This is a genomic window from Ruminococcus sp. B05, from assembly GCF_003628495.1.
Lineage (GTDB): Bacteria > Bacillota > Clostridia > Lachnospirales > Lachnospiraceae > Schaedlerella > Schaedlerella hominis.
On record NZ_RBZR01000004.1, the window covers coordinates 16,131 to 35,117 of the forward strand.

At 38.1% G+C, this 18,987-nt stretch carries 21 protein-coding genes; 19 read left to right on the top strand and 2 right to left on the bottom strand.

The window, feature by feature from the left end; translation table 11 throughout:
• Positions 1-3 precede the first annotated feature (3 nt).
• The 12 genes from D8Q48_RS05295 (at position 4) to D8Q48_RS05350 (ending at position 8,593) form a co-directional block, all read left to right on the top strand.
• Positions 4-1,182 (top strand): CpaF family protein, encoded by a 1,179-nt coding sequence (locus D8Q48_RS05295; protein ID WP_118687956.1) that lies wholly within the window; start codon positions 4-6, stop codon positions 1,180-1,182.
• On the top strand, positions 1,130-1,888 hold the full coding sequence (locus D8Q48_RS05300; protein WP_243116236.1) for a type II secretion system F family protein: 759 nt from the start codon (positions 1,130-1,132) through the stop codon (positions 1,886-1,888). Before D8Q48_RS05295 ends, D8Q48_RS05300 begins: the two co-directional genes overlap by 53 nt.
• Positions 1,878-3,155, top strand: a complete 1,278-nt coding sequence (locus D8Q48_RS05305) for a type II secretion system F family protein (protein ID WP_243116237.1) — start codon at positions 1,878-1,880, stop codon at positions 3,153-3,155. Before D8Q48_RS05300 ends, D8Q48_RS05305 begins: the two co-directional genes overlap by 11 nt.
• A gap of 25 nt (positions 3,156-3,180) precedes the next feature.
• Positions 3,181-3,396, top strand: a complete 216-nt coding sequence (locus D8Q48_RS05310; RefSeq protein ID WP_022075493.1) for a Flp1 family type IVb pilin — start codon at positions 3,181-3,183, stop codon at positions 3,394-3,396.
• Positions 3,396-4,754: a DUF5702 domain-containing protein gene (locus D8Q48_RS05315; protein WP_121055747.1), complete on the top strand. Its 1,359-nt coding sequence runs from the start codon at positions 3,396-3,398 to the stop codon at positions 4,752-4,754. Before D8Q48_RS05310 ends, D8Q48_RS05315 begins: the two co-directional genes overlap by 1 nt.
• Before the next feature lie 131 nt (positions 4,755-4,885).
• Positions 4,886-5,743: a pilus assembly protein gene (locus tag D8Q48_RS05320; RefSeq protein ID WP_121055749.1), complete on the top strand. Its 858-nt coding sequence runs from the start codon at positions 4,886-4,888 to the stop codon at positions 5,741-5,743.
• Positions 5,722-6,168, top strand: a complete 447-nt coding sequence (locus tag D8Q48_RS05325; RefSeq protein ID WP_121055751.1) for a prepilin peptidase — start codon at positions 5,722-5,724, stop codon at positions 6,166-6,168. Before D8Q48_RS05320 ends, D8Q48_RS05325 begins: the two co-directional genes overlap by 22 nt.
• 7 nt (positions 6,169-6,175) lie before the next feature.
• Positions 6,176-6,361, top strand: a complete 186-nt coding sequence (locus D8Q48_RS05330) for a TadE family protein (protein WP_121055753.1) — start codon at positions 6,176-6,178, stop codon at positions 6,359-6,361.
• A 12-nt stretch (positions 6,362-6,373) separates the two neighbouring features.
• Positions 6,374-6,604: a hypothetical protein gene (locus D8Q48_RS05335; protein ID WP_121055755.1), complete on the top strand. Its 231-nt coding sequence runs from the start codon at positions 6,374-6,376 to the stop codon at positions 6,602-6,604.
• Positions 6,605-6,612: 8 nt separating this feature from the next.
• Positions 6,613-7,476 (top strand): DUF6382 domain-containing protein, encoded by an 864-nt coding sequence (locus D8Q48_RS05340; protein WP_117989934.1) that lies wholly within the window; start codon positions 6,613-6,615, stop codon positions 7,474-7,476.
• A 124-nt stretch (positions 7,477-7,600) separates the two neighbouring features.
• Positions 7,601-8,008, top strand: a complete 408-nt coding sequence (locus tag D8Q48_RS05345) for an HIT family protein (protein WP_117989935.1) — start codon at positions 7,601-7,603, stop codon at positions 8,006-8,008.
• Positions 8,009-8,023: 15 nt separating this feature from the next.
• Positions 8,024-8,593, top strand: a complete 570-nt coding sequence (locus D8Q48_RS05350) for a sigma-70 family RNA polymerase sigma factor (protein ID WP_117989936.1) — start codon at positions 8,024-8,026, stop codon at positions 8,591-8,593.
• Positions 8,594-8,660: 67 nt separating this feature from the next.
• Here the strand turns inward: D8Q48_RS05350 and D8Q48_RS05355 are convergent, their stop codons facing one another.
• A complete protein-coding gene (locus D8Q48_RS05355) occupies positions 8,661-9,731 on the bottom strand; it encodes an undecaprenyldiphospho-muramoylpentapeptide beta-N-acetylglucosaminyltransferase (protein ID WP_117989937.1) in 1,071 nt (356 codons plus the stop codon).
• 208 nt (positions 9,732-9,939) lie between these two features.
• On the opposite strand from D8Q48_RS05355, the gene D8Q48_RS05360 reads away from it, so the two are divergent.
• Complete coding sequence (locus D8Q48_RS05360; protein WP_117989938.1) at positions 9,940-10,728, top strand: DUF4367 domain-containing protein; 789 nt, start codon at positions 9,940-9,942, stop codon at positions 10,726-10,728.
• Between the two features lie 77 nt (positions 10,729-10,805).
• On the top strand, positions 10,806-11,291 hold the full coding sequence (locus D8Q48_RS05365; RefSeq protein ID WP_117989939.1) for a DUF6147 family protein: 486 nt from the start codon (positions 10,806-10,808) through the stop codon (positions 11,289-11,291).
• A gap of 256 nt (positions 11,292-11,547) precedes the next feature.
• Here D8Q48_RS05365 and D8Q48_RS05370 read toward each other — a convergent pair whose 3' ends face one another.
• Entirely contained in the window at positions 11,548-11,790 is a 243-nt protein-coding gene (locus D8Q48_RS05370) for a TIGR03905 family TSCPD domain-containing protein (RefSeq protein ID WP_022075482.1), read from the bottom strand.
• A 501-nt stretch (positions 11,791-12,291) separates the two neighbouring features.
• On the opposite strand from D8Q48_RS05370, the gene D8Q48_RS05375 reads away from it, so the two are divergent.
• The 5 genes from D8Q48_RS05375 to D8Q48_RS05395 all read left to right on the top strand — a co-directional run bounded on the left by D8Q48_RS05375 (position 12,292) and on the right by D8Q48_RS05395 (position 18,965).
• Positions 12,292-13,116: a hypothetical protein gene (locus D8Q48_RS05375; RefSeq protein WP_117989940.1), complete on the top strand. Its 825-nt coding sequence runs from the start codon at positions 12,292-12,294 to the stop codon at positions 13,114-13,116.
• A gap of 128 nt (positions 13,117-13,244) precedes the next feature.
• Positions 13,245-13,820, top strand: a complete 576-nt coding sequence (locus tag D8Q48_RS05380) for an FHA domain-containing protein (RefSeq protein ID WP_117989941.1) — start codon at positions 13,245-13,247, stop codon at positions 13,818-13,820.
• Between the two features lie 139 nt (positions 13,821-13,959).
• Positions 13,960-16,230 (top strand): hydratase, encoded by a 2,271-nt coding sequence (locus tag D8Q48_RS05385; RefSeq protein WP_117989942.1) that lies wholly within the window; start codon positions 13,960-13,962, stop codon positions 16,228-16,230.
• Between the two features lie 164 nt (positions 16,231-16,394).
• Complete coding sequence (locus tag D8Q48_RS05390) at positions 16,395-16,907, top strand: RNA polymerase sigma factor (RefSeq protein WP_121055757.1); 513 nt, start codon at positions 16,395-16,397, stop codon at positions 16,905-16,907.
• 15 nt (positions 16,908-16,922) lie between these two features.
• Entirely contained in the window at positions 16,923-18,965 is a 2,043-nt protein-coding gene (locus D8Q48_RS05395) for a beta-propeller domain-containing protein (protein WP_121055759.1), read from the top strand.
• Positions 18,966-18,987 lie beyond the last annotated feature (22 nt).

Genomic DNA, 18,987 nt, shown 5'->3' on the forward strand with positions numbered 1-18,987 from the left:
GTGATGGAACGGATAGACCTTACAAGAGAGATGGAGGATGAAGAATTATCCGAGATTATCTATAGTGTGTTACAGGAATTTTCGGAGGAAGAGTATTTGCCATTGAAAGAGCAGATACGGTTGAGCAGACGATTGTTTCATTCTTTTCGTAAATTGGATGTGTTACAGGAACTGGTAGAGGATGATTCGATTACGGAGATTATGATTAATGGAAAGGATCACATATTTGTGGAGAGGGATGGCAGAATAGTCCGCTCTGACAAGACGTTTTTATCGCAGGAAAAATTGGAAGATGTGATCCAGCAGATTGTATCAGGAACGAATCGTTATGTAAATGAATTGTCTCCGATTGTGGATGCCAGACTGGAAGATGGTTCACGTGTGAATGTTGTGTTGAAACCAGTGGCTTTGAATGGTCCGATCATGACGATCAGAAAGTTTCCAAAAGAAAAGGTGACGATGAAACAGCTGGTTGAATGGCAGAGTATCACAGAAGAGGCGGTAGAATTTTTAAAGATGCTTGTCAAAGCTAAATACAATATTTTTGTGAGTGGAGGAACCGGATCAGGGAAGACAACGTTTTTAAATGCCTTATCGGATTATATTCCAAAGGATGAACGGATTATCACAATTGAAGATAATGCGGAATTACAGATAAAGGGGGTCCCGAATCTTGTAAGGTTGGAAGCGAGAAATGCGAATCTGGAAGGAGAAGGAGCGGTGACGATCAGAGATTTGATCAAATCGGCACTTCGAATGCGACCGGATCGTATCGTAGTCGGCGAGGTAAGAGGGGATGAGACTGTGGACATGATATCATCGGCGATGTTGAACGGGCACAGCGGCTCTATGTCCACCGGACATTCAAATAATCCGACCGATATGTTGCATCGATTAGAAACGATGATGATGATGGGAATAGACCTTCCTTTAACGGCAATTCAGAGACAGATTGCATCTGCATTAGATATTATTATTCATTTGGGAAGATTGAGGGACAAGTCAAGAAAGGTGCTGGAGATAGTGGAGGTGTTAGGATTTGAGAACGGTCGGATTCAGACACAGACGCTATATGAATTTCGAGAGGAGGGAATGAGAGGTGGAAAGATTCAAGGAACACTGGTGAAGAGTGCGGAATTGGTTCATCGGGACAAATTGCTGGCAGCAGGATATACAGCGTAAGGAATACATGGTTGCAATTGCAAAGGCTATTGTATTGGACTTGCTTTTAGCATATTTGTTTTATGATTCATGGATTGCAGGTGTTGTCTTATTGCCGGTTTCTATCGGATATTTTCAGCAGTGGAGAGAAGAGTGCTGCAGAAAAAAGGAATTGAAATTCCGTATGCAGTTTCGAGATGCAATGCAGATCATGGCGTCTTCCTTGAAGGTGGGATATTCGGTAGAGAATGCGATTCGCTCCACAGAAAAGGAGTTGCAAACATTATATTCAAAGGATAGCCGTATATGTCAGGAGTTTGAACTTATGACACATAAATTAAGTATGAATCAGACTGCCGAACAAGTATTGTGGGCGTTTGCCAAAAGAGTTCAACAAGAAGATGCAGAAGATTTTGCGGTGGTGTTTGCGACAGCCAAGCGGATGGGTGGAGACAGCATTACAATTTTAAAAGAGTCGATTCGCATGATAGGAGACAAGATGGAAGTAGAGCGGGAGATCCAGACGATGTTAGCGGCGAAGAACTTAGAATTTCAGGTGATGTGCATGATTCCGTTAGGTATGGTTCTGTATATGCGTTTTACATTTCCGGAGTTCTTATCTGTCTTGTATGGAAGTGCTGCAGGAGTCATGTTGATGAGTGTGTGCCTGATTATTTATATAGCGGCATATTACATGGGAAGGAAGATGGTACACATTGAAGTTTAAAGAAAATCGGAATACGATGCAGAAAAAAATAGGGATAATTCTTCTTACAGCAGGAATATTATCTTTGATTCTTTTTCTTGCAGATAATCTTAAGAGTCTTCCGATGACGAAAGAAGGGATAAATTATGTGGAACGTAACAAGCAAGGTAAAGGAGACAGACAAGAAGCTTTACAAGTATGGATCGGAGATGCCAAAGAACCATATACTGTCCGAATCCACGAACAGAAATATACGGAGGCAGAATTACAACGAGAACTGGCCAAGGCAGAAGTTCAGCTGGAGAAGCTGATATTAGGAGATAATAGAAGTCTTGATGAGGTGCGAAGTAATCTGAATCTTATTCGTAATATTCCTGATACGGGGATTAAAGTGTCCTGGGAGCTGGATAATTATGAAGTGTTGAATTTGCAAGGGAAAGTTAAGAATGATGATTTACCAAAGGAAGGACGCATAGTTGAACTGAGAGCTACGTTATCTTATGAGGAAATAAAGGAAATGTATTTCCTTTATGCAAGAATATTGCCACCGAAACAGACAGATATGGAAAAACTGATATCAAATTTAAACGCAGAGGTAGATAAGCAGGACAGGTTAAGTGAGACAGAGAAACGGATGTTACTTCCAACAAGTATAAATGGGGAGGTTATAATCTGGAAATATGCAAAGAATCTACGTGCAGCAGCAGTACTTCTGATAGGTATTGTTATGGCAGTGTTGATGTACGTATCAGAAAAACAAAAGGTAAAGGAAACACATTCAAAAAGAGAGCAGCAGTTAGCATTGGATTATCCTAAAATGATAAGTCGTTTTACACTTTTTCTTGGAGCCGGTATGACACCAAGAAATGCATGGAATAAGATTGTCAACGATTATGAACAGGAGAAAAGACGGGAAGTAAGTATAGAAGAAGGAAAAAGAAAAAAAGAAAAAGTTGAAAGAGAAGTATATGAAGAGATGGCATACACCATGCATGAGATGAAAGGCGGTATGGCAGAAAATGAATGTTATGAACGCTTTGGTGAACGTTGTGGATTACAAGTATACAAAAAGTTTGGAACAATGTTGTCACAGAACTTAAAAAAAGGCACAAAAGGCTTGACTGAATTATTGAGACAGGAGGCAGATACAGCGTTTGATGAGCGGAAAAACACAGCAAAACAGTTGGGAGAAAAGGCGGGAACGAAGATATTATTTCCAATGTTCTTGATGCTGGCGGTTGTATTGCTGATGATTATCGTACCGGCATTTTTATCGTTGCAAATATAAGGCATGTAGGATATGGAGGGATATTATGATAAAACAAATTACATTAATGGGGAAGATAAGACTACAGAAAGAAGCAGAAAAAATTAAAAACATTCTGAAAGACCAGTCTGGAATGTCGGTTATAGAATTGTTGTTAATTTTGGTCGTGATTATTGCATTGGTTCTTATTTTTAAGAATCAGTTGACAGATTTGGTAAATACAATTTTTGAAAAGATTACAAGTGAAAGTGCAGGTATCTGATGCAATGTAAAAGAAAGGTATCAGGGGAAATTACAGCATTTCTAAGTTTAATTTTTGTTCTACTTATTTCATTTATTTTTGCACTGATTGAAAGTGCGACAATTCAAACCACAAAGAATCAAAAGCGATTGGATGTGGATCGAGCAATCTTTTCAATATTTGGAGAATATCAAAAGGAATTATGGAAGGAATATGAAGTGTTTGCGTTGGATGCTTCTTACCAGTCAGGACAATACGACGAGAATCGGATTCTGGACAGACTTGCATATTATGGAAGTGCCGGAATCGAACAGGAGATTTCGGAAATACAGATGTTGACAGATAATCAGGGACAGGCTTTCAGGGAACAAGTTCTGGCATTTATGGAACAACAGACAGGAATTCAAAGCATACAGAATATGATTGGTTTATCTGCACAATGGGAAGAAAGAGAGATAGAAGGCAGTCAGTTGACAGAACAGATGGAAAATGAATTATTACAAAACGGAAGTGTTATAGAGGAAGAAGCCTCAGAATTACTTCAGATGCAGGCATCAGGACTTTTGGCACTGGCTTTGCCGAAGAATTTTATTTTATCGAACAGATCAATATCGAAAGAACAGCAATTGTCAGGTCGTACCTTAAACGGAGGCAGAGGAAGTTTTCCTGCAAGAGTAGGAGTTGGAGGATTAGAAGAAAGAGTATTATTTGAACAATATATAGAACAACATTTTAGTTCAGCTGTTGAAAAGAAATCAGAAAATCGGACATTGGACTATGAACTGGAATATATATTGTGTGGGAAATCGTCAGATAAAGAGAATCTTGAAGCAGTTATAAAACGGTTGATGGCAGCACGTTTTGCATTAAACTACGGATACTTGATGGGAAGCGTACAAAGGCAGGAAGAAGCAGCGGCATTAGCGGCTACCATTGCGGTGATTTTACTACAGCCAGAGTTGATGGAGACAGCAAAGCAGATAATTTTAATGCTATGGGGGTTCGGAGAAAGTGTGATAGATATACGAGCACTTTTGTCAGGCAATCGTGTAGCAATGATAAAAGATGATTCAAACTGGCAATTGCAGTTGAGCTCATTATTTCTTCTTGGAAGTGCATTGGATACGCAAGAGGGAAGAGATGATGAAAATGGTATGAAATATACCCAATATTTGCAAATACTTTTACTTCTGAAGCAAAACTCAGAGATTACGATGAGGACGTTAGACCGGGTAGAAGAAAATTTGATATATGAAAATAATCTGGGATATTTTCGTGCAGATTCATGTGTTACAAGGATGAAGCTACAAAACAAGGTAGAAATCTGGAACGGGAAAACATATCAGTTTCCATGTAAATTTGGGTATGAATCACAATAAAAGTGATGAATAGTTCTTATAAACAGAGTACAAAAACAGGCTGGTTTTGGGGTTTGATACGGGTGCCTTTTCGGCATTTATAAATCCCTCAAAAAAATAAAATGTGAAAATCTTTAGAAAGGAAAATCCGCATGGTGCAAAATTATAATTACTCATCTAAAAAAGTGCAGGAAAAGGTACCTGTATCAGATCCTAAAATCAGTACTGTACAAAAACAGCGGTGGAATAGAAAAAATAAAGGTAAGGATTATACGAATGGCAGTGTGACTGTAGAGGCAGCAATGGCAATACCGATATTTTTATTTGCAATATTGTGTATCGTATATATTTTAGAAATACAAAGTATTCGTTTTAGTGTTTCAGCTGCGGCGCAGCATGCAGGAAAATTGGCAGCAGAGCAGATCCCCATTGTGTCAGTGTTGAATCCGATTAAATTAAAAGCGGATATTGTCAATGTGGTCGGGGCAGAGAGATTGGATAGAAGTATTATTGATGGTGGAAGTGCAGGGATTCATTGTTTTACTTCTTATTACGATACAGGAGATGAAGTGATACATATTTATGTCAACTATCGAGTGAGATTGCCATTTCCACAGCATATGCATGTGGGACAAAAAATCCGACAGGAGATTGAAATTAAGGCGTGGACCGGATATCCACACAATGGATTGGATGGCGAGGATGACAGTATTGTATATATAGCAGATACGGGGAGTGTTTATCATACGAATTATCAGTGTTCGGCATTACATGTACAGATTCAGTTTGTGCCTCAGTCAGCACTGTCTGGATATCGAAATGAGTCGGGAGGACGATATTATGCCTGTGAACATTGTGTACATGGCAGCACAATGTCGGGAGTTTACATTGCTGATTATGGAACAAAATATCATAATTCATTGAATTGCAGCAGTTTAAAGAGATCTATCCGTTCTGTCAAAAAATCACAAGCAGGAGGAAGGAGAGCATGCAGCAAATGTGCGAATTAAGTCAGGGTGTATGGATTGTATATTTGACTTGTTTATCGGCGATTGATATTCGAACACGTAAAATTCCAATATGGCTGTTAGGTGCAGGTGGGATAACGGCAATTGTTATGCAGATATGGAAAAGTTTAAAAGGAATGTCGGTTTCTCCGATACTTATTGTGGCAGGGACAGCAGTGGGAATTGCATTTTTAGGAATCAGTAAGATTACGAGAGAAGCATTTGGTTATGGAGATGGAATTGTTATCCTAATTCTGGGAATTTGTTTGGGGTTCTGGGATTTGATAATCGTATTGATGATTTCATTTCTTGGAGCATCACTTATAGCAATATTACTATTAGTGGGGAATAAAGGAGCTAAAAAACAAAGTATGCCTTTCATTCCGTTTTTGTGTATAGGTTATGTTGCGGTGATATTGATGGGATAGTGCAAGTATGGGAAGAATAAAAAAATATCAAGAAGTACAGGGTGTTATAACAGTTGAAATGGCATATTTGATGCCAATTATTTTTATGGTGTTTGTGCTCGTTGTTTACACCGCATTTTATTATCATGATAAACAAATCTTGATTGGTGCGGCGGCGGAAACAACAACCGTTGGGGCACAGCAGAAGAGATGACCGGGAGAGAGTGTGGCTGCAGAACAATTCTGCCGTGAGAGAATCGGTGGAAAGTTAATTTTATTTGCAGAAACTGAGGTTACAACATCAGTGACGAAAGAATGGGTAGACGTAGACATTTATGCAAGAAAGAAGAAAATGAAACTTTATATCAGGCAAAGAGCACCGGTTGTCAATCCGGAAAAGAAGATTAGAAGAAAAGCAATTCTAGAAAAGGCAATAAAGAATAGCGAAAGCGAGTGAGGAAAAATATGTTTCAGGCGCAATTCGAATCAAAATTAAATCAAAGCAATTTACATATTTATTTGGACAAATTATATGAAGAAGATTATCAGATTCCGATGCTTCAAAAAAATCCGATTGTTGGAATCCTGCCGGTAAGAGGTGCGGCATTAGACGGAAAAAGTAAATACACGTATCAAACAAAAGGGTTTCAAACGATGGCTGTTATTTATGAAAAGAAACCAATCCAACAACAAGAAATTCAGTTATTGGTGATGGAACTTCTTCAGATAATAGAAAAGCTGGAAAATTATATGTTAAATCCCAATTGCCTGATATTAGATCCAGAATATATTTTCTTAAATGAAAAACAGTGGTATTTTTGTTACCTTCCCGGATGGAACGGAAAACTCAGTCAGTCCTTTCATCAGTTGACAGAATATTTTGTGAGAACGTTGGATTATGGAGATACAAATGGGATTGTCCTGGCATATGAACTGCATAAAGCAACTCTGCAGGAAAACTATAATCTGGGAGAAATTATGAAACAGTACGAAGCTCATGAGGAAGAGAGAAAACGTACAATGGAAGAGTGGAGAGAAGAACAGAGGCAGAATAGAAACCGCCTGATGTTTGGAGAAAAGGCAGAAGGTGTCCAGATGCGAATTGCAGAAGATTATGGAAATGTGTTTCGTCTTATGGAAGAGGAAGAGCAGTATGACCCGGAAGATACAAAAGGGTATTACGAAGTAGAGGAAGGGATGCAGGCAATCAGAGAAGAAGGAGGTACCTGGAAGTCATGGAGAAAGGCCGCAAAAAGGTTAAAGAGAAACCGCTGGGGAAGCTGGAATGATTTTATACTTGAAGGAGACGAGGATTCAGATTCTATGTGATACGAAAGTGAACAGAACAGACGAGCTGTTGAAAATGCAAAAGAAAAATTATTATTCTTCTATTTTCCAGAAAAATGGGATATACTGGAAACAGTATAAAATTTTTTAGAAAGAAGGAACTGTCATGAGAGATGATAATTGTATTTTTTGCAAAATAGCAGCAGGGGAGATTCCATCAGCAACACTGTATGAAGATGATGATTTTCGCGTGATTCTGGATTTGAACCCGGCATCAAAAGGACATGCACTGATTTTACCAAAAGAACATTATAGAAATCTGTATGATTTGGATGATGAGCTTGCGGCAAAAGTTTTAGTACTTGCGAAAAAAGAAGTTAACAAATTAAAAGATGTATTGGGATGTGACGGATACAATATAGTACAGAACAATGAAGAGGTGGCCGGTCAGTCAGTTTTCCATTTCCATATGCATATGATTCCAAGATACAAAGACGATAATGTAGGACTCGGATGGAAACTTGGAACATTAACAGATGAAGATAAAGAAGAGATTCTGAATAAATTAAAATAGCACTGGAGAAGAACATTGATTGAAGGTCATGAAATCAAAAAGATTTATGATGAATATAAGCAGGTGGTTTTCAAGGTAGCATATAAATATTCACGGAATTCAGAAGTTGCAAATGATATAGCACACGATGTTTTTGTATTATTTATGCAGGATGCGAAACAGAGAAAGTCTATCGAGGAGTATACAAACATTAAAGCATGGTTGACAGTAACAACAAGAAATACAGCATATAACTATCTGGTGAAAATGAAGCATGAAATATACATTAGTGAGGAATCTGAAAAAACACTGGAAATGTATATAGATGAAAAAGTACAGGAAGCGAGTGCGGAGAGCCGATGCTTAAATGAGTTGAGACATAAAAAGTATAAGTCAGTGCATGATAATGTATTGGCAGGCGTGCTAAAGAAAAATGAAAGATGGTATCAGGCAATCATGCTTACATATGATACAGAAATAACTCAGATAGAAGCGGCAGAGATCATGGGGATAAGTACTCAGGCATTTTATACGATGTTGCATAGAGCAAAGGTATGGATTCGTAAGAAGTATGGAATAGAATACGAAGAGTTGGATGAAATATAAAAGTTCAAGACTCGTGATTGAGCCTTGAACTTAATTATTACGTTTTTAAATAAGTATAAGAAATATATTACTTGTTTAAACGAACCTCTTCGATTAATCCGGTGATGGTATTGATTGCATCATGTTGTCCGGAATTACGCATGGCATTCATATAGGTGGCACGATTGTCGTAAAGCTTGTGAACTGCTTCAAGAAGAGAATCTTTTGTTGTTTCCTCTTCTTCCAGAACCATACTGAATCCCTGACGTTCAAATGAGCGAGCGTTTAGAATCTGGTCACCACGACTTGCATTTTTAGAAAGCGGGATAAGCAGGTTTGGTTTGCAAAGAGCAAGTAATTCACAGATTGCATTAGCACCGGCACGGGAAATTACGATATCGGCAAGTGCAAATATATCACATAATTCATCTTTGATATATTCAAATTGTACATATCCTTCTGTGCCTACTAAGGATTGATCCAATTTACCTTTCCCGCAAAGGTGGATAACCTGAAATGCTTTAAGTAATTCAGGAAGAGCACCGCGGACGGCATTGTTGACAGCAACTGAACCCAAGCTTCCTCCGATGACAAGGATAACAGGTTTGCCGGCTGTAAATCCGCAAAAGTCAAGAGCTGCGATTTTATTACCGGAAAGAAGCTCCTGACGGATAGGAGAACCGGTTAAAACAGCTTTACCTTCAGGAAGCTGCTTTAAAGTCTCAACGAAGTTACAGCAAACCTTTGTTGCAGAAGGGAAAGCAAGTTTATTCGCAAGCCCCGGAGTCATATCAGATTCATGAATGATAACCGGAACTTTGTTGCGTTTACCAGCCATAACGACAGGAACAGATACAAATCCACCTTTGGAGAAAATGACATCCGGTTTCAACTGGCGAACAAGCTTGTTGGCTTCACTAAGTCCTTTCAATACACGGAATGGATCAGTGAAATTCTGCCAACTGAAATAACGGCGAAGTTTACCGGATGAAATGCCGTAATATGGAATTTTGAAAGGTTCAATCAGTTCCTTTTCAATTCCATTATAAGAACCGATGTAGTGAATATCATAGCCAAGTTCCTTTAATTTAGGGAGCAAGGCAATATTTGGAGTAACATGTCCGGCAGTTCCACCGCCGGTAAGGATAATTCGTTTCATAAAAAGACCTCCATAGAAGTTATAATCAAAAGCTGCTTATCATAGAATATATAATCAGCAATAAAATCATCATAAATTCATAATAAACGTATTTAGAAAAAAGTCAAGATAAACGGAAGTTGATGTTTATCAATATATAATGTCGTTTATAGACAACCTATAAACGAGCAACAGCAACAAACAAAACCTATAAGTAAGAGGCAATAAGATGAAAAAATTGAGAAAACTCTCACTGAAAGAGGAGCTTGAAAAAGAAGCTGCCGAAATAGAAAAAGAACTTGCAGAAGATCCAGAATTGGATAATCTAGAAGTCAGTAAAGAGCTGGATGATGCAATTTATGCAGAGATTCAGCGGTATGAAAAAGAACAGGAAGAAGATAAAATTAAAGAATTTCCGCTTTGGACATATAAGAAAAAGAAAAGAGCCAAGCTACTCGTCGCATTGGTAGCGATACTCGTGCTGGTTATGGGGATGAGTGTGTCCAGTGTGGGAAGTAAGTCGTATATGAAGGAGCTGATAGAGAAGTTTACAGGGAAATCACAGGTGGATGTGACGAATGTGAAGGATATGGATAGTCATGAAGTAAATAGTAATGATGAATATGAAGCATATCAAGAAGTGGATGAAATGATACATGGAAAAAGCGTGCGTATTTTAGATAGACCTGAAGAAATGCATTTTAAATCGCATATTATAAATGATGAGATGAAACAAGCAGATTTGTTTTATGAATATAAAGGCGAAACTATACGATATGAAATTTATTTGAATCAGGCAGATTCTTCAAAAGGAGTAACAAAAGAAGATGAAGAAATAACAACATCTGAGTTGAAAGTTAAAAAAAATAAAATAAAAATATCTGAACGAAAAACAGATAAAACAGAAACAAGCGTAATGAGTGCTGAATTTGAGGATAAAGGTGTATTTTATCAATTAAGAGGAAAAATGAATAAAGAAGATTTTTATAAAATAATAAAAAATTTAAAATTTTATTGAAAAAGTGCGTAAGGATTTTAAAACTCATTTGTCTATATATTATAAAGCAAGTTATTTAAGATTGCGGAGGGAGACAAATGAAAAAGAAAATTATATCAACATTAAGCTTGATATTGTCAGTATGTTTTCTGTTTTGCGGGACGATAAATGCAGAAGAGATATCCTTAAAACAGGTAGATGGCTCATATTTGACAAATCAAGATAGTGCGGAGAGTACAACAGAAAATACAAATGCTCGTGGCGAACATTTAATGGATGGTTCTTGTACCGTTAGTAAAGCAGGAATCGGGAAAATTTATGTTTATGGGCAGACAACAGCACATCATACAGTCGATAAAATAGAAGTAGTAGTTTATGTTGAAAAATATAATGCCAAAACAGATAAATGGGATATGTTAGAGGTGTTTACAAAAGAAAGTAAAGATAACTATTATGTGTCTTTCGGAAAAAGAATGAATGTTGAACGAGGTACATATTATCGTGTCCGCAGTGAGCATTTTGTATTCAAAGGTGATGATTTCGAAGAAACAGGATGTTTCACCGATGGTATCATGATTGACTAACCAGCCTACCCTCCTCGAGCAATCACACCGGTCGCTGTCTGCTTGGAATTGAGAAAATAAAAACTTAAAAAAATAAAAAATATTAAGGAAAAATCCTCTTGATTCCATCAAACCGCAAACCTAAACCATATAAGCAGACGGCGACTGGTGTGATTGCTCGAGGGTAAAAATTTAATAAAGAAAAAAGAAAGCTATACATGACAGTGAAGTTATGTATAGCTTTTCAATTTATAAAATTCTAATATGAAAGCTTTGCTTATTTAGCAATTGCTTCTTTCAATGCGTGAGCAAGCTGATCTGGACAGGAAGTTGATTTGAATCCACAGCGGATTCCTTCCAGACGGGAGATTGCTTCGTTTACGTCCATTCCTTCGACGAGGTGCGAAATTCCCTGCAAGTTTCCATTGCATCCACCTGTAAATGCAACATTTCTTACTTTATTATCTTCAATGTCAAACTGAATCATCTGAGAACAGACACCTTTTGTTTTATATTCCATGATATATTCCTCCTAAATATGTGAATCAGAGAATTGTAATGTTCATTCTTTTAAAAAGTGTGAGAATATAACAAACTTCTCTAAGCAAGACCGATTATAGCAAAATAGTAAAGAAAAGTAAATGGATAAGCGGCCACATTTCAATATTCAACATTTCATTATACACAAAAAATCGTATGCCAGAACTTGCTTAAATTCATGCAAAATCGACAGGGCACAAGGGGAACGAAATGGAATAGCAAAGTGATCTATAAGAGCTGAAAAACAGCTTTAGTTGAGCGAGTTATCATAAACGTTTATACATTTTCAAAGGAAAAGAGGACTGGTCAGGACACAAAAATTACAAGATGAAATGTAGAATTTTGTAGAACGATTTATGACGCAAATATGCACGACATGGTCTATAATAGCTTCAACACAATCCGGATTATTGTGGGCAAAAATATAAGACGATTCACAAAATATGTGAATAGCGGGCAGTGAAAGCAGGAGGGCTAAGATATGTTCTATGACGTGGTAACAAGTACAGATATCCTTTTTCATTTGATGGTTGCAGTGGGTGTGATTGGAATCATTGCGAAAATGATGAATCTGTTTACAATTCGCCGGATGCTGGGAGCAGCGGCAAATATGTCAAAGAGTACACACAGACTGATAAAATTGGTACGCTCCAAATATGAACAGGCATGCATGTTGCGTGACAGCGTAGAAAATACAGAAGCATTTGTGGAGAAATATATTTATGAATACCGCGGAAATTTTTTGAAAGTACATACCTGGAGACAGTTAGAAAAACAAAGCGTATGGGCAGCAGGAGTGCTGGCAGTAGTCGGAGCTATTTCCTGGTATCAGACCACAGGTGTGTGTGAAAAGATGTATCAATACGTTATGCTGGGAGCAGCCGAGATGATTTTACTGTTTGTTGTCGGACAGCTTTCGGACGAGGATTACAAATTAAATGCAGTGAAGAATTATATGATTGAATATCTGGAAAATGTATGTGCGGGCAGATATCGGCGTCAACAAAGTGAACGAGAGCAGACAGAGATGCTTCGTGCGGAAAAAGAAAATGCGGCTGATAGGGCAAATATGAATGAGGCAATATCGGAGGGAACATATACAGAGAATATAAAGGGCGAACAGGGGGCTAATAGCAGTGTCGAGGAAAATTTGTCTATCCATATCGAAGGAAAACCGAGAGTGCCATTAAAAGAAGAGGCCGGGCAACTACTTCGAAAGTCGTCTGAAAAACAAAAAGAAGCGGATGCGGAGGCAAATTTAAAAGAAGAGACAATTCGCCAGATTTTAGAAGAATTTCTGGCATAAATCATTTATTTTCTAAAAATATTCTTAAAGAGGGAAATTTACTTGTGAATCATCTGTGAATCATTAATCCAAGACTTGCTAGAAGATGAAATCTATAGTATGATTAAATCTCAAAGGAGTTGAAAATAATGAGTGTAACAACAATACTGATTGCATTGATCGTGGTAGCTGTACTATTGCTTGGAATTATTATTACGGTTATTGTGAAAAGTCGTAAAGTGAAACCTGCTGATGAATATGATGACGAGTATGATGACGATGATTACAATACCGGGGACGATGAGGAAGAAGATACAAGATCCCGTCGCAGACGTCAGGTAAGACACAGTGATGCGACAATACCGCTTGATGTGCAAGAACAAACAAAGAAAACAAAGAAACAGTGGAAGATTATTTTGGAGAATCAGGAGACTTTGGAGAAGTATACTTTCATTTTCTACGATAATATTGGAATCGGAAGAGGACAGAAGACTCCGGAATTCGAAAAATACATCACTATCACAGATGATCCGCGAATTTCAAAATTGCATTGTGCAATTATTCACGAAGGAGACAGATTATATCTGAAAGATATGGATTCACGTAATGGTACATACTTGAATGGACAGAGTCTGGACGAGCCTGTTGCAATCCAGAAGGAAGATGTGATCGGTCTTGGAAAGACGAAGATTGAAGTGAAAAAGATTTTGCGTGAACGCGACTAACAGAATAAGGAAAAACAAAAAGCGTTGTTGTAAAATCAAGGAATGCACATACAAAGTTATTCCTTTACAACAGCGCTTTACCATGCTAAAATGTAACGCAAAGCAATAAGACAAAAATGATAAAATCAGGAGGTCGTACATGATTAAGTTATATGAAAATGGTGTCTATTTATTAAATGGAACTGAAATTGTAGAAGATAATGGCAACGCACAACTTCCAATCTCAAAGGAAGAGGCAGCGAAGAATACGATGGCTTATGGCATTTTGAATGCACATAACACATCAGGAAATATGGAAAACCTGCAGATTAAGTTTGATAAACTGACATCGCATGATATCACATTTGTAGGAATCATCCAGACAGCACGAGCTTCAGGACTTGAGAAATTTCCGATTCCTTATGTATTGACAAATTGCCACAATTCATTATGTGCAGTCGGCGGAACAATCAATGAAGATGATCATATGTTTGGACTTACATGTGCGAAGAAGTACGGCGGAGTTTATGTTCCACCTCATCAGGCGGTTATCCATCAGTTTGCAAGAGAGATGCTTGCAGGCGGCGGAAAGATGATTTTAGGTTCTGACAGCCATACTCGTTATGGTGCTCTTGGAACGATGGCAATGGGAGAAGGCGGACCTGAGCTCGTAAAACAGTTATTAAATAAAACTTATGATATTAAGATGCCGGGCGTGATCGGAATTTATCTGGACGGAGAGCCGATGAAAGGTGTCGGCCCACAGGATGTGGCATTGGCGATTATCGGTGCAACATTTAAAAATGGTTATGTTAATAATAAAGTTATGGAATTCGTCGGACCGGGCGTTGGAAAATTAAGTGCTGATTTCCGTATCGGTATCGATGTTATGACAACAGAGACAACATGCTTGTCTTCAATCTGGAAAACAGATGAGAAGATTAAAGAATTCTATGATATTCATGGAAGAAGCGGTGATTATAAAGAACTGAACCCAGGGGCATGTACTTACTATGATGGCATGGTTTATGTAAACTTAAGCGAGATTAAACCAATGATCGCAATGCCATTCCATCCAAGTAATGTATATACAATTGATGAAGTTAATGCGAACTTAAAAGATATTCTTCATGATGTAGAGCAGAAAGCACTGGTAAGTTTAGACGGAGCAGTAGATTACTCGCTGCAGGATAAGATCAGAGATGGTAAATTCTATGTAGAACAGGGAATTATTGCAGGATGTGCCGGTGGTGGATTTGAAAATATTTGTGCTGCGGCAGATATTATCAAAGGTAAGAATATTGGTGCAGATGCATTTACATTTAGTGTATATCCGGCAAGTACACCAATTTATATGGAACTTGTGAAAAATGGAGCGATAGCAGATCTTATGGAAGCCGGAACAATTGTGAAGACAGCGTTCTGTGGACCATGTTTTGGTGCCGGAGATACACCTGCTAATAATGCATTCTCTATCCGTCATTCAACAAGAAACTTCCCGAACCGTGAAGGTTCTAAACTGCAAAGCGGACAGATTTCATCAGTTGCATTGATGGATGCACGTTCTATTGCAGCAACAGCAGCGAACAAAGGATTCTTAACACCTGCAACAGCAATGGATGTAGAATATAAGGGACAGAAGTATCATTTCGATTCAAGCATTTATGCAAATCGAGTATTTGACAGCAAGGGAGTTGCAGATCCATCTGTAGAGATTCAGTTTGGACCAAACATCAAAGACTGGCCGGCAATGTCAGCATTACCGGAGAATCTTGTATTGAAGGTTGTTTCTGAAATTCATGATCCGGTTACAACAACAGATGAATTGATTCCGTCAGGAGAGACTTCATCATATCGTTCAAATCCACTTGGACTTGCAGAATTTGCATTATCAAGAAAAGATCCTGCATATGTTGGACGTGCGAAAGAAGTACAGGCAGCACAGAAAGCAATCGAAGCAGGCGAATGCCCGTTAGAAGCTTTAGAAGAATTAAAGCCTGTTATGGCAGCTATCCAGAAGGATTACCCAGAAGTTGGCAAAGGCAATGTAGGTGTAGGAAGTACAATTTTCGCAGTGAAACCAGGAGATGGTTCTGCACGTGAGCAGGCAGCATCATGCCAGAAGGTACTTGGCGGATGGGCGAATATTGCAAATGAATATGCAACTAAACGTTATCGTTCGAACTTGATTAACTGGGGTATGCTTCCATTCTTAACAGATGCAGACCACGAAGCACTTCCGTTCAAAAACGGAGATTATATTTTCGTGCCAGACGTGAGAAAAGTGGTAGAAGAGAAGCAATCGGTAGTGAAGGCATATGTAGTTGCAGGAGATGAATTGAAAGAGATTGAATTGAAGCTTGGAGAGATGACAGATGCAGAGCGCGAGATCATCTTGAAGGGATGTTTGATCAATTATTATAGAGGATAAGAAGAAGGGGGCATATCACATTGTGATATGCTCCTTTTTCACCAAGCATACGACAAAACTTTAGTGGACTTTTTTGTATGGTAAAATAAAATTAGAAATCATGCAACAAAAGACAGATTTTTTAACTCTAATAGATATACAAGAAAAAGAAAGGGGGCGGACGCATGAGTTATTATGAGTTTAATTCTGAATTAAAGTTGATTCATAAGGCAAAGCGAGGAGATATAAAATCATTTTCCGAGTTATATGCACAACTTTATCAGGAACTTTATAAATTTGCGTTATATACAATGAAACATAGACAGGATGCGGAAGATGTTGTAAGTGAGACTGTTATTGCTGCGTATGAGAACATAAAAAAATTGAAAAAAGAAGAGTCTTTCCGCAGCTGGATTTTTACGATATTGATGAATCAGTGTAAAAGGCATTTCAAGCAGAACAGTGAGACGGAAGAATTAAAGGATGAGATTACGGCAGAAGAGGTATCGCAGGAAGAGAATTATGATCTTTTACAAGCATTTCAGACATTAGATGGTGAAGAGAGGATGATTTTATCTTGTTCTATTTTAGAAGGATATTCCAGCGAAGAGATTGGACATATGCTGGCTATGAATCCGGCTACAGTGCGTTCGAAAAAGTCAAGAGCATTGGAGAAGCTTCGTAAGAATCTTGCATAGAAGGGAGTTGGAATTATGAGTGGAAAAGAGTTGAAAAGTCATGTTACAGAAGAACAGTTTGAAGAAGAGAAGGATAGAGAGATTGGGAATGAGCTTCGTGAAGAAGCAGATAAAATAGAAGTCCCGGATAGGTTAAAACCGGAGCGGATTGAACTGATGTTGCGGGAACATACTGAACAAAAGGTGAAGAGATGGAAGCCGATATATACAGCAATCGCAGCAGCATGTTGTGCGGTGATAGTAGGAGGAACTGCTGTAGGGGTACAGCTGGATAAGCAGTCAGATTCCAATTATACGGCATCATCGAAGGAAAAAACAAAATCAAAAAACACGGAGAAAGCAGCAGCGGGAACTCAGATTGTATCGGCTAAAGATTATGATGAAGTTTATGATTATGTTAAAGCGCAGGAAGAGAGCCAGTCAGTGCAAGCAAGAGGTGGTGCTGCAACATATAGTGCTGAAGGTGCACCTATGGAAAGTTCATCGGAAAAAGCAGTGGCATCCTCAGACACAGCTGTGACGCAAGGGGTAGATAGCAGTGTGACAGCATCAGATTATTCAGATACGAATGTCAGAGAAGATGGAGTCGGAGAGGGCGATATCGTAAAGACAGACGGTAAGAATTTGTATACCATGTATAATAATAGAATAGAGATTGTGAATATCGAGAAGCAGAATATGGAGCAGGCCGCTACGATTCGCCTTGAGAAGAATCAAGATATTAGGGAAATTTATATTAAAGATGATCAACTGGTCGTTGTTTATACAGAGTCTTATTATGGGGACGAAACGGATTCATATAGTTATCGCATTGTAACAACAGCCGAGATTTATGATGTCAGCAATCCGGATAAACCAATGTCCAAAGGAAAAGTAACGCAGAGTGGGAATTATAACACTATGCGTGTAAGTGGAGATTATGTATATTTATTAAGTGATTTTGATGCATCCGTTGTAAACGGACGGGATGCGATTGGGGAATATGTTCCGAGTGTACAGGGTAAATTAGTAGAGGACAGTAATATTTGTATGCCGCAGTATGTAAGGGGTGATACTTATACAGTGGTAAGTTCTTTCTCATTAAAGAACCCGGAAGAAAAAGTGGACAGTAAAGCAATCTTTGGATGTTCCGGGCTGGTATATGTCAGTAAGAACAATATTTACGTATGTGAATCGTATTATAATTCCGATGACTCTGATGTGACTCAGACATGTATTAGAAAAATTTCTTATAAGGACGGAATATTGAAAGCTGTCGGACAGACAAGAATTGACGGAACATTGAATGATTCATTTAGTTTAGATGAATACGAGGGAAATCTTCGTCTTGTTACTACTGTGAGTTCAAATGGAGATTCAGGAATTATGCCACTGGTTCTGTTTGGAGATTCAGCAGATTCAGAAATTGCGAAACAAGAAGATACGAATTATCTTTATATCTTGGATGAGAAATTGAATGAATTATCTAAGATTGAGGATATTGCAAAGGATGAACAAGTTTATTCTGCAAGATTTATTGGCAAAACAGGTTATGTTGTAACATATAAACAGACAGATCCATTGTTTTCAATAGATTTGTCAGATCCAAAAAATCCACAGATAATCGGGGAATTGAAAATCCCGGGATTTTCTGAATATCTGCATCCGTATGGAGATGGGTTGCTGCTGGGGCTTGGAATGGATGTTGATGACACAGGTACAACTACGAATGGTGTGAAATTATCCATGTTTGATATTTCGAATCCGGAAGATGTAGCGGAAGTGCAGAAGTATGTAATGGAAGATTGTTATTCGACCAATGTCACATATGAGTATAAGGCGGCAATGATAGATGTCGAAAAAAATATGATTGGTTTTGTAGCTTATGGGGAGAATACAAAATATTATATCTTTTCCTATGACGAATCGGGCTTTAAGTGTTTATTTGAAAGAGAAATGACCGGTTATGGAAATGTAAGAGGTCTGTATGCAGGGGAATATTTTTATCTCGTATCTGGAAATACAGTCGAAAAATATGAATTAAATGGATTTAAGAAAGTAGACGACATCGTTTTATAGAGTAAGATTCTGGAATTGTCAA